This is a genomic window from Phaeodactylibacter xiamenensis (genome assembly GCF_000759025.1).
Classification (GTDB): Bacteria; Bacteroidota; Bacteroidia; order Chitinophagales; family Saprospiraceae; genus Phaeodactylibacter; species Phaeodactylibacter xiamenensis.
In genome coordinates this window covers 55246-72035 of record NZ_JPOS01000035.1, presented here as the reverse complement: position 1 = coordinate 72035, position 16790 = coordinate 55246, and the positions used below count along the sequence as shown (strand labels likewise).

Sequence of the window (16790 nt, the reverse complement as noted above, 5' to 3'; positions counted from 1 at the left end):
TAAGGTCTGTTTCTGTCCAAACTGCGACAAACCTAATTGGGATTGTATTGTCTCATTGTCAGAGCAATCAACAAACCCACAGTCCAATGCGTCCTAATCAACTGTTACTGCTGCCTGTACTATTTCTGATCACCATGTTTTCCCCGGTAAAGCTTATTGGACAATGCAATATTTCAAATGTCGTCTTATCCAATATTCAATGTTTCCCGTTTGGGTTTGGGCAGGTAGGCTTTCAGCTTAATGTGCAGGGTTCAGGACCAGGTACTTTTTTCAATGTCTCGTCACCAGATGGCATTATTGTTGCCCCAGGGCCCTATAGCTATCCAAATGGAGTTTTTATCAACCTCGAACCTAATGATATCAACCAGGCTCAGTTTGAAATTATAGTTGAGGACAACACTGATCCCAATTGCTCTTTTACAGTTACATTACAAAACCCCTGTGCATCACAAGTCAGTTGCAACATTACAGATCCCGGCTTGAACTTTTCCTGCAACGGTAACGGTATTGTACTTTTTTCCCTTAACCCAACAGCAACGGGCAATGGAACTTCCTACACGGTATCCACTTCACAGGGGTTTCTCTCCTCAAGTTTCGCCCAATACGGACAAACCACTTCTTTCTTGCTTCAGTTTTCCGGTGCACCGCCAAGTGTTGTTGAAATCACCATTACGGATCAGAACGATCCCAATTGTAGCTTGACATTTACTTTTGACAACCCCTGTTTTTCTGCCTGCGACTTAACCAATCCGGGCCTTGGTTTTACCACTTGCAACGACAACGGCACGCCCACTGACCCCAGTGACGACTTTTACACTTTCCCTTTGAATCCGGTAGGTTCAGGTCTTGGGAGCGGATATACGGTTTCTGTCAGCGGCGGCACGGTAAGCCCTCCGGGAGGCAATTATGGGAGCGAGACTACTTTTACGCTCACTGGTATTGGCCCACCCGCTGGTATTAGCGTTATCGTTACAGACAATGACGACCCCAATTGCTTCACGAATACGATTATCAATTTGCCCCCGCCCTGCTCGACAGCGCCCCCCTGTGACATCAACTACGCCCAAATTGGCAACGTCACCTGTAGTGATAATGGCACCCCCAACGACCCAAGTGACGACACCTTCACCTTCATTCTGCAAGTCGTTGGTGACGGGACCAGCCCTAACGGTTGGACCGCTAATGATCCTTTAGGGACCACCGGGGACTATAATGTGGTGACCACTATGGGGCCCTACCCTATTTCCGGAGGTGGCTTCCCGGTAGTCGTTACGGATAATGATGACCCCAGTTGTACGACTATATCCGTGACCATTGTCCCACCGGCTCCCTGTTCCACTCCTCCGCCCTGTCAGCTCACTCAATCCACGGTAGTCACAAATCAGTGTGTCAACGGCAACCCGGTCTTTGAGCTGCTGGTGGATGGCAATAACACCGGAGCCAATTATACGGTCAGCGTTACCGGCGGCACTATCTCCGGCAGCAATAACGGCAACTACGGGCAGATTACGGCTTTTACGATTATCCCCACCTCATCCAATGTGAGCCAGTTCAGCGTGACAGTCACGGGTGCGAGTGACCCTAACTGCACAACCACAACGGTAGTCCCCAACCCCTGCCCCAACTGTACTATTACCTCTGCTGGCCTGGGCGGTCAGGACTGCAACGACAGCGGCACGCCCAGCGACCCCACAGATGATTTAATACAGTTTGCCCTTAACCCCTCCGGACAAAACACCGGCGCCAGTTATACCGTGACGGCGTCAAACGGCACGGTCACGCCAAACACAGCCCCTTTCGGTATTACCACCACTTTCCTGACCAGCCCGGGTACTGCCGGCAACGGCCCTATCACTTTGACAATTACGGATAGTAATGACCCAAGTTGCTCTATCGTGGTAACACTGCCCGACCCAGGCACTTGTTCCAATACGACTTGCGCCTTCACCGACCCCGGTGTGATAAGTGTAACCTGCAATGACGCCGGTACCCCCGGTAATCCTGGCGACGATTTCGTGCTGCTGGAGCTCTTCCCTATTGGGGTGGCACTGAGTCCTATCGGGTACAATCTTTCTTCGCCTGATGTCACTGTGACGCCTGGGTTCGGCAACCTCGGAGTGATAACGGCCTTCCAGCTGCTGGGTGCGGCGAATGCAGGGCCTACCATTACCCTGATCCTGAGCGACATAGATCATCCTGACTGCTTTTTGGAGTTCACCATAGACAACCCCGCCCCCTGCTCGGTGGAACCCTGCAACCTAAACACACCAACCGTCGTCACTCCAATTTGCGATAATGGCGTTATTGACTTTGAACTGCTGGTGAATGGCACAGGGACTGGGACCAACTACCAAGTCAACATCCCCGGAGGAGTCCTCACCGCAGGAACAAACGGTAATTACGGGCAGGCTAGCCCCTTTTCATTTTTGCCGAATAACCTCTCCCAGGGCAACTTCACCCTAACCATTACCGACAGTAATGATCCCACCTGTTCTCAAACGGTGAGCCTCGACAACCCCTGCGATGCCTGCCTGATCACTTCCGCAGCTGTTTCCAATGTGCAGTGTGCGGACAACGGTACGCCGGGGGATCCCACGGATGACCTGGTTACTTTTGCCATCTTAGCGGACGGGGTCAGCACTTCGGGGAGCTATACCGTTTCAGCGTCCGGTCAGGCTGTGCAGCCCTCCACCGGCAATTTTGGCAGCCTGAGCAGCTTCTCCCTCTTGCCGGGCAGTGCAGGCAGCGGGCCTTTTACCCTTACCCTGACTGATGCCTCCGATAGCAACTGCACCACCACCGTACAGCTGAGCGACCCCGGCACCTGCTCGGATGCCTGCGCGATCAACGCCTTCGTGACGCAAACAACCTGCATACCCACAGGCGTGCCGGAAGATGACTTCTTTCAGGCGACCATACAAATCATCAACCCGGTTGGCGCAGCAGGATGGACCGCACAAACGCCCCTTGGACCAGTGACCGGCAGTTACAATCAGGATGTGGACCTGGGTCCCTTCCTGATTAGCCAGGGGAGCTTCAGCCTGACCATTACCGACCAGCTCAACCCAGGCTGTAGCACCAACCTGTTGGTTGTACCTCCCGACCCCTGCAGCGTGGTTTGTGAAGCAGATACTACACTGTTTGATTTACAGTCCTGCAACCCTTTGGACACCGGCACAGTAATACAAAACCTCACCGGGCAGGAAGGCTGCGACTCTATTGTGATAACGGCAACTAGCTTACTGCCCTCCGATTCCATTTTCCTGGTGGAAAGCAGCTGTAACCCAGCGGATACCGGAATAGCCACACAGGTCCTGGTCAACCAGTTTGGGTGTGACTCCATTGTCATCACCAATACCCTGCTCGTGGACAGCGATACGACGCTCATTGACTTGCAGTCTTGCAATCCGGTAGACACGGGGACGGTGGTGCAGAACCTCACCGGGCAGACCGGGTGTGATTCTATCGTCATTACCACGACTGCACTTTTGCCCTCCGATTCCATTTTCCTGGTGGAAAGCAGCTGCAACCCAGCGGATACAGGAACAGCCACACAGGCCCTGGTCAATCAGTTTGGCTGTGATTCAATTGTCATCACCAATACCATGCTCGTGGACAGCGATACTACGCTCATTGATTTACAGTCCTGCAATCCGGTGGATACGGGCGCGGTGGTGCAGAACCTCACCGGGCAGACCGGGTGTGATTCTATCGTCATTACTGCAACTACACTATTGCCCTCCGATTCCATTTTCCTGGTAGAAAGCAGCTGTAACCCCGCCGATACCGGATTGACTACGCAGGCCTTGGTTAATCAGTTTGGCTGTGATTCGGTCGTTGTCATCAATACCCTACTTGTGGACAGCGATACCACGCTTATTGACCTGCTGTCGTGCAATCCATTGGACACGGGTACTGTGGTCCAGAACCTCACCGGGCAGACCGGGTGTGATTCTATCGTCATTACCACGACCTCCCTGCTGCCTTCTGACACCACAGTTATTTTTAGCGAAAGCTGTAATCCGATAGATACGGGCACTGTCGAGAATCTGCTCCAAAACCAGTCTGGGTGCGACAGCCTTGTCATCACAACCACCACGCTCCTGCCCAGCGACACCACACTGCTCTTTAGCGAAAGCTGCAATCCCGCGGATACAGGTACGGTCGCGCAAACCCTAACCAATCAGTTTGGATGCGACTCTACTGTTATCACTACCACTTCGCTACTGCCCAGCGATACAACCCTCCTTTTCAGTGAAAGCTGCAACCCCGCTGATACCGGGACGGTGGCGCAAATACTGGCCAATCAGTTTGGGTGCGATTCCACTGTCATCACGACCACCACGCTCCTGCCCAGCGATACCACACTGCTCTTTAGCGAAAGCTGCAATCCCGCGGATACAGGTACGGTCGCGCAAATACTGGCCAATCAGTTTGGGTGCGATTCCACCGTCATCACGACCACCATGCTCCTGCCCAGCGATACCACATTGCTCTTTAGCGAAAGCTGCAATCCCGCGGATACAGGTACGGTCGCGCAAATACTGGCCAATCAGTTCGGGTGCGACTCCACTGTCATCACGACCACCACGCTCCTGCCCAGCGATACCACATTGCTCTTTAGCGAAAGCTGCAATCCCGCGGATACAGGTACGGTCGCGCAAATACTGGCCAATCAGTTCGGGTGCGACTCCACTGTCATCACGACCACCACGCTCCTGCCTCGCAACACCACCGTATTCTTCAGCCAGTCCTGTAATCCGGCAGATACAGGTACGGTGACCCAAATATTAACCAATCAGTTTGGGTGCGACTCCATTGTGACCACTCAGGTACTACTGTTTAGTGACCCGGATTACCAGCTGGTTACAGATACATTGTGTGCGGGTGAAAGCGTTGTCATTAATGGCACGGTGTATGACCAGGACCGTCCTGTCGGACAGGAGGTGGTTCAGAGTATTGCTGACGGCTGTGACTCAGTAATCATTGATATTGCGCTATTGTTTGCAGAACCCGAAGCCGAAATCACTACAACCAACCCTGCTTGTGAGGGCCTGACCGGACTTATTGAAATCGGGCCACCGCAAAACGGATTTGCGCCATACACAATCAACGCTGCCGGACAAATACTGGAAGTCTTTTCAGCCATTCCGGTTACAATTGATGTATTGGCAGGCGACTACACATTGGAACTAACAGATGCATTAGGCTGTACCGTGTCCCAGGCAGTGAGCATTGCCGAGGGGATTAGCCCTGAATTAAGCATTGACGGCCCACTAATTTTAGACGAAGGAGATACCATCACGCTCCGCCCATTGATCAATTTTGAGCCAGAGACAATAGAATGGCGCCCTGCCGGGCAACTCAGCTGCAGCAATTGCCTAAACCCTGTGCTCGAAGCCAGCGAAAGTACAACGCTGTTGCTTACTGCGAGCCTCGGCGGGAATTGCTCTGTGAGCGCAAATGTCCAAATCATAGTAGAACGGATGGTTGACATTTATGCTCCAAACGTTTTCAGTCCGAACGGAGACGGCCGTAATGACAGGTTTACCCTGCTCAGCGCACCTGGCCAAATTGACCGTATAGAGCGCATGGAAATTTATGACCGGTGGGGCAATCAGGTCTTTACTCAAACCGAATTTCCAGCGAATAACGTAGCAGTGGGCTGGGATGGCACGTTCCGGGGAGAACCAATGGGGCCGGGAGTGTTTACTTATTACGCACAGGTGCGCCTGCAAACCGGGAGGATCATCCTGCAAAAAGGAGATATTACACTAATCCGATAATTGACTTCAGGGCATCAATGGCCCCTTAACAGGCGGATAAGGAGGGTAGATACGGTGCCCTCCTGAAATTTTAAAGTGCCTATTTGCGCTCATAATTGTGCACTTTCCAATTGGTATTTTACCTTTGTGTCCTGGTTTTGCATCTTTTTTATGTTTAAACCGTATAAATCAACAGCAATTTACCGCTCAGACAAATATAGCCTGCTAAACCAACGTTAGTACAACCCAAAACAAACTTCCTATCACCAAACTCTACTCCGTTTTTCTTTAGCAGGTAAAGAAAGCGACGGAACGGTAACTGCTTGAAGCTGAAAAAACCCAGATACTAAAACACTGAGACTTTACCCCCCGTTACAGTCGCAAGATGGCGATAAACAACACTTATGTTCACAGCACTGCACTCATGCACAAAACCCTTAAACCCTTGTAAATAAATCACTTAGGGGTTATCTGGTTTTTTAGGCGTAGTCTGTGTTGATCTCAGGCAGCTGAGCATACGTGTTGCAATGATGTCAGGTTTCCGTCAAACAAACACGTGATGAAAGGTATTCCCCAACAAGTCTGCTATCGAACGGCTCTGTTTATACCGCTTCTCCTTCTTGGCTTTCTGTCGTGCCGGGGGAGCGCCATAAATTCGGCCGGCGATTTAGAATTCTGTGGTATTATAAGTGCAGGCTTAGGCGGAGTGGTATGCCTGGACAATGATACGCCCACCAACCCTGACGATGACCGGCTCACGCTCTTCCTGAACCCTTCCGGCAACAACCTGGGTAATGGGTACACGGTCGCATTTGCTTCGGGAAGCATCTCTCCATCCACAGCAGTATATGGCTTCCCCAATGGTTTTGTTATTGACCCCAATGATCCGACTGTACCGACCTATCAAATCACTCTTACGGACCAGAACAATCCCAATTGCACCTTTGTCCTTACTTTTGACAATCCCTGCTATTCAACTTGTGAAGTGCAACAGGTCGAAGTCTTGGATGTTAGCTGCAACAACAACAATACTCCAGGCCTGGAGGAGGACGATTACATCACTATGGAAATCATCGCTTCAGGTACAGATGTTAGTCTTCAATACAACCTTATTGCATCGCCGGGCCTGGTACTGCCGGGCAGTGGTTTTTACAATACCCCGGAATTATTTCAGCTCACACCGGGTTCAGCGGGAAGCGGCTCTGTTTCATTTATACTGACAGATCAGGGCGATCTGACCTGCCAATACATTTTCTCTATTCAGGACCCTGGTACCTGCGTTTCGCCCTGCGCAATTACAGCGCCCAATTTACTGGGGGTTCAGTGCGATGATATGGATACGCCCAATGACCCCGATGATGATGAGTTGCTGATAACGCTTAACCCATTTGGTATTAGTACCAGTAATGCCTACACCATCAGCGGGCCGGGGCTGACGTTTTTGAATACGATCGGCACATATAATAATCCTACTACTTTCCGCATGGTTAATGCGGCAGCAGCACCGCCCTCTTTCACGCTAATGCTCACGGATACTCAGGATCCCGGTTGCACTGCCCAGGTTTTTGTCAATAATACCGCCCCTTGTTCCACCCCACTGCCCTGCGATATCACAAACGCCACTCCTGGCAACATAAGCTGTACAAACGGCGATATCATCAACTTTACGCTTTCGCCCAATAGCAGTACTGGTTCACAATACAGTTTGACCATTCCAAACGGGACAATTCTGGGCCAGAACTCCGGCGCGTTCAGCACGCCTGTAAACTTCAGCTTTTTGCCCAATACTCCACAGAGCTCAACTTACAACGTTACCATCAGAGATGTGAACAACAGTGCCTGTACTTCTACCTTTGCTATGGACAATCCGTGCGATGACTGCAACCTCAACGGGGTCAACGTTCTGAATGTACAGTGTGCAGATAACGGAACGAGCACCGTTCAGGCTGACGATCAAATGGTCATCACGCTTCAGCCCTCAGGTACAAACCTGGGAAGTGGCTACACAATTATAGCCAACGGACAGAGTACGATGCCCTCCGGAGGCAACTATAACAGCCCTACTACTTTCACACTGCCTGCCGGAACAGCCAACAGCAACGCCGTCAACATTACCATAATTGACAACAACGACCCTTCCTGTACCTACTCCTTTTCCCAGGACGGGCCAGGAAACTGCTCTGATGCCTGCACCATATTTGACCAGGGCCTTGCCAGCATTCAATGCAACAATAACGGTACGACTAGCAACGTCAATGATGATTTTATCACCTTTTCCCTTAACGTTCCGGCTATCAGCACTGCCTCAGGGTATAACATCACTGCCGCCGGAACCACTGTAACTCCATCAAACGGGCTGTATAACACGCTGCAGACCTTCTCCCTGCCAATCGGCTCTGCGGGTAACGGGGGGACAACAATTACGCTGACCGATCAAAACAACCCCGGGTGTACACTTTCCTTTTTTCTCTTCGACCCCGGAGACTGCTCAGCGGTCTGCAATATTGAAGCCACCGAAGTCAATCTTTTTTGCCAGGACAGTGGGACACCCGGTATTTTTGATGATGATACTTACCGGGTGGAATTTGAAATCACCAATCCTACTGCGGCGTCCGGCAGTAGCTGGATTTCGGATACCCCAAATGGTGATACTGCCGGCGACTACGACGACATTGCCAGCCTTGGCCCCTTTTTAATCAGCGATGGGCCCATTGATGTGACCTTTACCGACCTGGTCTCCCCAAACTGCTTTGTGACAGTAAATCTGGCCCCGCCACCACCATGCTCGGATACCTGCGTTATACAATCGGCTGGTCTTACCAATTTAGTCTGCGACAACGATATACTTGAATTTGACCTCAATCCCATTGGAAATGCCCTGGACACCATCTACGGTGTTCAGATAGATAATGCAATGATTGTTGGCAGCCCGGTAGGCTACTTTGGCGAAACCACGACTTTCCGCTTCCTCCCGGCAGAGCCTTTACCCGATCAGTATGAAATTGTTATTACCGACAGTACCGTCGCGGATTGCCAGTTTATTCTCACGGTGGACAACGTCTGCAAGAATTGCGAAATCACCGACTTGGATATACAGCATGTTACATGTAATGATGCCGGGACACCATCTGATCCTGATGATGATTTTATTGAAGTAGAATTACTGGTCACTTCTGTCTACGGCACGAGCTATACGGTGGAGCTAGCCAATGGCAACCTGCTTTCCGGCACCGGCCTTTACGGCGCACCCAGTACTTTCAGTATGCCCGGAGGAAGTGCAGGAGGAGGGAATGTGCCACTTGTTGTGAGAGATTTAAGTACCCCCAGCTGCAGCCAGGTTTTTGTGATTGCAGATCCCGGCACCTGTTCAGATGAGTGCCTGCTTACGGAAGTCAACCCAACGGATATCATCTGCGATGATAATGGCACCCCCGGTGCCCCAAACGATGACCGGGTTACTTTTAGTTTGATGGTTGATGGCCTCAATACCGCAGGCAATTATACCTTAAGCTCCGTAAACGGGGAAATCACTCCGGCACAAGGTACCTACGGCACGACATCTACATTTAGTCTTCCTCCCGGCAGTACGGACGTTAGCATTTCTAATGTAGTGATTACCGATAATAATGATGGCAACTGTAGCAGTAGCTTTAACCTTTCCAGTCCGGGTTCCTGCTCAGATTCGTGTGCATTGACTGTGACTTTGCTGGACACCTACTGCCTGGATAACGGGACAGCCAGCGACCCTACTGATGACTTGTTCGAATTCATCGTCGAGGTAAACAATCCGGTGGGCACAGAGGGGTGGTTCACGGTTCCACCTACGGGTATGGAGAACGGTGAATTTGGCATACCTACCGTCATTGGAGCTTATCCCATATCAGGAGGCAGTATCAACCTGGCTTTTATTGACGAAAACCTGACCAGCTGTTTTTCCATTCTGACCGTTGCACCTCAGGCTTCCTGCTCGGATTCCTGTACCCTTGAAGCTGCTGTAAATGTACTGGCTTGTGAGGATAACAGCACCCCGGGCACCGCTCAGGATGATTTTTTCATAGCGGAGCTTACCTTGTCAGGTGTCAATAATGGAAGCAGCTTTGGCATAAGCGGCCTGTTAGATACAACTGGTTTGTACGACAGTACCTTTGTTTTGGGGCCGCTCCCTGCTAATATTCCCTCAACTACTATTACGGTTTTTGATCTGGACCAGACCGATTGCACAGTGGATTTGGAAATCTTCAGTCCTGGCACCTGTTCCGCTGGCTGTAGCGATTCAGACACAACACTTGTATTTTTAGAGAGCTGTAATCCCCTCGATACTGGTATTTCTGTAGAAATCCTGGCGAATCAGTTGGCCTGCGACTCTTTTATCATTACGCAGACTAGTTTACTGCCCAGTGATACGACACTGATTTTAAGCCAAAGCTGTAACCCGGCAGATACTGGCTCCATCTCGCAAGTATTGACCAATCAATTTGGATGCGACTCCACCGTCATCATGACGACCACCCTGCTGCCCAGTGACTCCACAATGCTTTTCAGCCAAAGCTGCAACCCTGCGGATACCGGGACCGTCGTGCAAATACTGACTAATCAGTTCGGATGCGACTCCACCGTCATTACTACAACTACCCTGTTACCAGGTGATAGTATTTTTGTTAGTGCGGTAAGTTGTAATCCGGTAGATACCGGGACCACTATTGAAATACTCAACAATCAGTTCGGATGCGATTCCGTCGTAACTACACTCACTACGCTAGCTGCACAATACGAAATTACAAATACCCTGTTTTCCTGCAATCCCCAGGATACAGGCAGTGTCAGTCAAACCTTTACCAGTCAGTTGGGGTGTGATTCGGTGGTGGTCACTCAAACCTTGTTGGCACCTAGCGATACGACGCTTCAGTTTATTGAAAGCTGCAACCCTGCGGATACCGGGACCGTCGTGCAAACACTGACCAATCAGTTCGGATGCGATTCCACCGTCATCACTACAACCACCCTGCTGCCAGGTGACTCCACAATGCTTTTCAGCCAAAGCTGTAACCCCGCGGATACCGGGACCGTCGTGCAAATACTGACCAATCAGTTTGGGTGCGATTCTACCGTCGTCACCACAACCACCCTGCTGCCCAGCGATACCACCCTGCTTTTCAGCCAAAGCTGTAACCCCGCGGATACCGGGACGGTTGCGCAAACGCTGACCAATCAGTTTGGGTGCGATTCTACCGTCATTACGACCACCACCCTGCTGCCCAGCGATACCACCCTGCTCTTTAGCGAAAGCTGCAACCCCGTGGACACCGGGACGGTTGCGCAAACGCTGACCAATCAATTTGGGTGCGATTCCACCGTCATTATGACCACCACCCTGCTGCCCAGCTACCGTACCCCCGTAGTGCTGGATATTTGTGCGGGAGACAGTACTCTATTCAACGGAACCTATTATTCAGAAAGCCAGCCTAACGGAATTGACACTTTAAATACAGTTAATGGTTGCGATAGCATTCTGGAGGTAAGCATCAATGTACTGCTTCAGCCCGAAATACGGTATTTCCGGGATACCCTCTGCGCAGATGAAGTGCAGGAGTTCTTTGGGACGACTTACACCATTGATCAGCCTACCGGACAACACATCATCCCCAGCATTGAAAACGGATGCGATTCTGTGATCACGAATATTGAACTCACTTTTAATCTTCCCGAGGCAGCGCTGGAACTTACGGACCCGGATTGCCCGGACAGTACCGGCCATTGGTCAATCAGCCGTTTATCCGGCGGGCTGCCGCCGTATACTTACGCTATTGACGGCATCAACTTTGAGATTGCAGAAGGGCTACCTCTGCGCGGCCCGATCGTGCCCGGCAATTATGTACTGATCCTGAGAGATGCCTTGGGTTGTGAAGCACAGCAGCCTTTTGAGATACAAGCCATGCCGTCCCTTACGCTTGACCTGGGCGGAGAAATTGAAGTCCGTCAGGGTGACACCCTCACCCTGACCCCGGAGCTCAACTTCATACCCGACTCCCTGATATGGAGCCCTGCAGAGTTGCTGGATTGTACAGGCTGCCTGAACCCTGCACTGATCCCTATGAACAGCACCACTATCACTCTGCGGGCATTGATGGACGCAGGCTGCGAAGTGGAGGATGCCGTACTGATTCAGGTTGACAAACGTGTGCCCGTCTATGCGCCTAATGCCTTCAGTCCGAACGGAGACAACAAAAACGACTACTTCACCCTTTTTGCAAAGCCGAATCAGGTTATGGAGATTGACTTCCTGAGTATCTACGACCGGTGGGGCAATCAGGTATTTGAGGCAAAGTCTTTCCCGGCCAATGAAGAGAACCTGGGATGGGATGGCACAAGCCGCGGGCAATTACTCAACAGCGGAGTCTACGTGTACATGACCGAAGTTACCCTGATAGATGGCCGAAAACTGCAGATGGAGGGCGAAGTACACTTGATGCGGTAGCGCTACCGGTGTAAATTAGGTACCAATATCCCGATCAGGGCACCGATACCATAGCCAACAATCACATCACTTGGAAAATGCTTGCCCGCTTTGACTCTCCACAGGGCGGTCAGTGCCGGAAGTGTTGCTGCTGTAGCCCAAACCAGTCCTTTGTTTTGCATATCCGGCCGGTTTTGCACCAGGGTTTGTGCTGTAAAGAAGGACATAGCAGCGGTATTGGAAGCATGCCCGGAAAAAAAGGAAAGGCGTGCCTCCGGATCAATTTTCAGTTCTTCGCCCGTCAAAGGGTTGTAGGTGTAAGGGCGGCTTCGGCGGGCGCCAATTTTGACCAGTCGGGTAATGCCGTTGGTAAGCAGCATGGTTTCCAGCCACATCACAGAGACTACTCCAAAATTATCGCGGCTATTGGACTCTGCCAATAACCCCAGAGGCAGGATTAAAGCGGTACGTAAGGTAATATCAGAAGCGAGGCGCGCCTTTTCGCTGGCCTGCAAGGTGGCAATCCGGTCTAAGCGATTGATTCTGAGAGGATCCAGCAGATCGAGATCGTCCAAAGACATGCCGGGCATTTTCTTCTGGAGCGGAATACTCAGGCCATAAGTCAATGCGCCTGTCCCCAACAGCCCCCCATCCACAGGCCAACTGAGCTGATGGGCCTGGCTCTGTGCCAGAGGTGACAACAACACCATAAAAAAAATACAAAAACAAAGACGCTGTATGGATGTAGGTGGCATAAAAGATTGACTTTAGGCTGGTAAAGTAAAAATTTCCGTTAAAAATCCCACCCGAAACTAAATTTCGGCCCTAACTTGGTGGGAAATAATTGCCTCTTCCGCTATGCAACCGAATACCTGGACCCTGGACCGCATTATCGATATCCTGCTTTATCTTGGCGGCATTGCTCTGTTCCTATGGCTGCTGGATTACCTGAGCCCTTATCTGGTCTCCTTTTTCATTGCGCTCTTCGTAGCCTATCTGCTGGAGCCCATCGTACGCTTTTTCCAGGAACGGCTTAAGGTCCGTACCAGATGGGTGGCGGTCCTGCTTACCCTATTCAGCCTGGTGGTCTTTCTCGTCCTCATTGGAATGCTGACCATCCCGGCCATCAACAGTGAAATTGCCAAAATGCAGGAATTGCTGGGCGGTAGTTTGAATTTCCAACTGGAGTCCCTTCTGCCACCTGAAGTCCTTCAGGAAATCGAAGCCTACCTGCACAGTGAGGAGCTCAGAGCCTTGCTCACGGAGGAGAACCTCTACAACTACGGGGTTATGATCCTTTCTTACATCTGGAGCGGGTTAAGCAGTGCCATGGGCATTGTGCTGGGGCTGTTCAGTATCGTTACGTTTTTGCTTTATCTGGTGTTCATCATGCTGTTCTACCATGATTTTGCGGACAACTGGGAAACTGCTATTCCCCCTACCTACCGGGAGCCGGTTGTGATGCTGGTACATGATGTGGAAGACGGGATGCAAATCTACTTCCGGGGCCAGGCGCTGATTGTCTTCTGGGTCTGTATTCTTTTTGCAATAGGTTTCAATTTAATCGGGCTGCCCCTGGGCATACTGCTGGGTATCTTTGTAGGCTTGCTAAACTTTGTGCCTTACTTACAGACGTTAGGACTAGTGCCCGCCCTACTCCTGGCTGGGGTACAGGCGGTTGAAACCGGAAACAGCTACTGGATGTGCGCTGGTGGTGTGCTCCTGGTTTTCGTCATCGTTCAGGCCATTCAGGAAATTGTACTTACACCGCGGATTATGGGAAGTGCCACGGGCCTGAATCCGGCGGTCATCCTGCTGGCACTGTCTGTCTGGGGCGGGCTCTTTGGAGTGATTGGGATGGTCATCGCGCTACCGCTTACTACGCTGCTCATCAATTACTACAAGCGGTTTGTGCTTCAGGGACAAGCCTTTGGAGAAGAGGAATAGCTTCCTTTTTGCCTTGGCACAAAGCTCTGCAAAACCAAGGGCCTGTCAGGGATGAAACGTTGGGTACCCGTGGCGGTTTTCAAGCCCTATTTTCCTGGCTCAGACCCCAAAATCACTCCCTTTTTATCCGCGGCTCCGACAACTGAAAAGCCGCGCCGTTAATCTCTTTGCGGCTCCTCTAATTCGCCTGTTCTTTACCAAAGGCCGCAGCAGTGATAGGCCGGAACTGCCACCACATTGACAGGGTGAAGGCTGAAATCAGGTGCCAAACGCCCCAAAACGCTGCCACCAAAGCCATACCGCCCAGTCCGTCGAAGAAATTGAAAATCAGAATCAGGGCCAGCCCGGAGTTTTGAATGCCGGTTTCAATGGAAATTGCCCGGGCATCTGCCTGTGGCAGGCCATTCCGGTAAGCCCACTGATAGCCGGTAAATAGCGCCAGTGCGTTATGGATCACCACGAGGTAGAAAACGATGTATAGGTAATTGACGATATTGTCGTAGTTGGCATAAAGCGCAAAGATGACGAACCCGATGAAGATGGCCATAGACAGCATGCGCACCGGCTTTTTCAGCAGAGCCGTGGTTTTAGGGAATCGGGCATGAAGCCCCATCCCAATCAGCAAAGGCACTAGAATCAACTGTACAATGGTCGTGACCATACTCATTGGCGACACATAAATATCCCCCTGTAATCCTTCAGACCCTGGTACGAGCGGTGCCAGCATGGTAAAGTACAGGGGCGTTATCACGACCGCCGCAAGCGTGGATACGCTTGTCATTAAGACCGACAAGGCCGTGTTTGCTTTGGACAAATGCACAGCAAAATTGGATACATTCCCCCCCGGACAAGCGGAAACCAGCAACATGCCCAATGCTATACTTGGTGCCGGCCGAAAAAGATAGATCAGCCCTATCGTCAGCAACGGCAGCAGGATCAGCTGCGAGCTCAATCCGATGAGTGGAGCCTTTGGGCGGCGTAGCAACTCCCGGAAATTATCCACCCGCAAGTCCAATGCAACGCCAAACATGATGAAGGCCAGGCAAATATTCAGCAGTGTGAGCTGTTCGGGGTTAAAGTTGATCTTTATGGCATCAATAGCATTCATTTCTGCAACTTTGGATAAGCTAAAAGTAAGAAGAAAACAAGAAAGGCAGGAGAACACCTCCAATTGCCCTATGGTTTTGCTTATATTTCTCATCACATGAATACCAAAACAATGAAATACCTGATCCTGACCGCTGTCCTATTGGGCTGCGCCATAGCCTTGTCTGCACAGGGCGCATTGGATGCCCTGAAACAAGAAGTCCGCGAAGACCACGCTTTTTTATCCGGAACAGATGACCCCTACGCAGGGCTCAAAGCTTCCGTCCGGAAAGATTATGCTTACCTGGAAGACCTGTACCGCCACTACCACCTCCATCCGGAACTCTCCTTCCAGGAAGCAGCAACCTCTAAACGCATGGCGGAGGAACTAAGGCAGCTTGGTTTTGAAGTCACCGAGCGTGTTGGTGGTTATGGGGTTGTAGGGATTATGCGCAATGGCGAAGGCCCAACGGTGCTTGTACGGGCAGATATGGATGCCTTGCCGATTGTCGAGGACACCGGCCTGCCCTATGCCAGCACCGTCACTACAAAAGATGATGCCGGAAATGAGGTAGGCGTCATGCATGCCTGTGGGCACGATATACATATGACGGTTTGGACAGGGGCAGCCCGGCAATTAGCGGAGCGGAAGGATCAATGGAAAGGCACGCTTGTCTTCATTGGGCAACCGGCAGAAGAACGGGGCGGAGGCGCTAAAGCCATGCTGGCAGATGGGCTTTACACGCGCTTTCCCATACCAGACTACGCGATCGCCCTGCACGTCAGCGCGGGCATGGAAGCCGGTAAAGTGGGCTGCCGGAGCGGCTACAGCCTGGCCAATGTGGATATGATGGATATCACGGTTTATGGTCAGGGCGGCCATGGGGCTTACCCCCACACTACCAAGGACCCTGTGCTTTTAGCCTCCCGTATCGTAGTGGCGCTGCAAACGGTTGTCAGCCGGGAGCTTTCTCCCCTGGAGCCTGCGGTGGTTACAGTAGGGTCTATTCATGGCGGAACCAAAGGCAATGTCATCCCTAATCAGGTGCAACTCGAATTGACGCTGCGCTCCTACACCGATGAAGTCCGTGCGGCCATTATTGAGAAAATCAAACGTATTTGCCAGGGCGTGGCAATGTCTGCGGGGCTGCAGGCCAATCAATACCCGAAGGTGGAACTCCGCGATGAGTTCACCCCAGCCACATTCAATGACCCGGAACTGGCACAGCGCGTACAACAGGTATTCACTGACGCATTGGGCAAAGAGCATACCCTTGCCGTAGATCCGGTGATGGGTGGGGAAGACTTTGGCCGCTACGGACGTACTGAAGAAAAGGTCCCCATTTTCATGTTTTGGCTGGGCGCCGTAGCTAAGGAACAGATGGCTGCCGCCGAACGGGGAGCACTACAATTGCCGTCGCTGCACAACTCCGGCTTTGCTCCTGACCCTGAGCCGACAATTACAACAGGTGTGGTGGCCATGACTGCGGCGGTACTTGACCTTCTGAAATAGAAAATGCCCCGCCTGCTGCTTTAAA

At 51.5% G+C, this 16790-nt stretch carries 6 protein-coding genes; 4 read left to right on the top strand and 2 right to left on the bottom strand.

Annotated features, from left to right (window positions below):
• Positions 1 to 86: 86 nt before the first annotated feature.
• Both IX84_RS13855 and IX84_RS13850 read left to right on the top strand, forming a co-directional pair.
• Entirely contained in the window at positions 87 to 5786 is a 5700-nt protein-coding gene (locus IX84_RS13855) for a gliding motility-associated C-terminal domain-containing protein (protein ID WP_044221784.1), read from the top strand.
• Between the two features lie 538 nt (positions 5787 to 6324).
• Positions 6325 to 12240 (top strand): gliding motility-associated C-terminal domain-containing protein, encoded by a 5916-nt coding sequence (locus tag IX84_RS13850; protein WP_044221782.1) that lies wholly within the window; start codon positions 6325 to 6327, stop codon positions 12238 to 12240.
• 2 nt (positions 12241 to 12242) lie between these two features.
• On the opposite strand, the gene IX84_RS13845 is transcribed toward IX84_RS13850, so the two are convergent.
• Positions 12243 to 12974 carry a phosphatase PAP2 family protein gene (locus tag IX84_RS13845; protein ID WP_081968761.1) on the bottom strand — a complete coding sequence of 244 codons (732 nt, stop codon included), beginning with the start codon at positions 12972 to 12974 and terminating at the stop codon, positions 12243 to 12245.
• A gap of 103 nt (positions 12975 to 13077) precedes the next feature.
• Here IX84_RS13845 and IX84_RS13840 point away from each other — a divergent pair, with 103 nt between their 5' ends.
• Entirely contained in the window at positions 13078 to 14166 is a 1089-nt protein-coding gene (locus tag IX84_RS13840; RefSeq protein ID WP_052516008.1) for an AI-2E family transporter, read from the top strand.
• Between the two features lie 178 nt (positions 14167 to 14344).
• Here the strand turns inward: IX84_RS13840 and IX84_RS13835 are convergent, their stop codons facing one another.
• Positions 14345 to 15274, bottom strand: coding sequence for a bile acid:sodium symporter family protein (locus IX84_RS13835; RefSeq protein ID WP_044221776.1), 930 nt, complete (start codon positions 15272 to 15274; stop codon positions 14345 to 14347).
• 111 nt (positions 15275 to 15385) lie between these two features.
• Here IX84_RS13835 and IX84_RS13830 point away from each other — a divergent pair, with 111 nt between their 5' ends.
• Complete coding sequence (locus IX84_RS13830; RefSeq protein WP_044221773.1) at positions 15386 to 16765, top strand: M20 metallopeptidase family protein; 1380 nt, start codon at positions 15386 to 15388, stop codon at positions 16763 to 16765.
• Positions 16766 to 16790 lie beyond the last annotated feature (25 nt).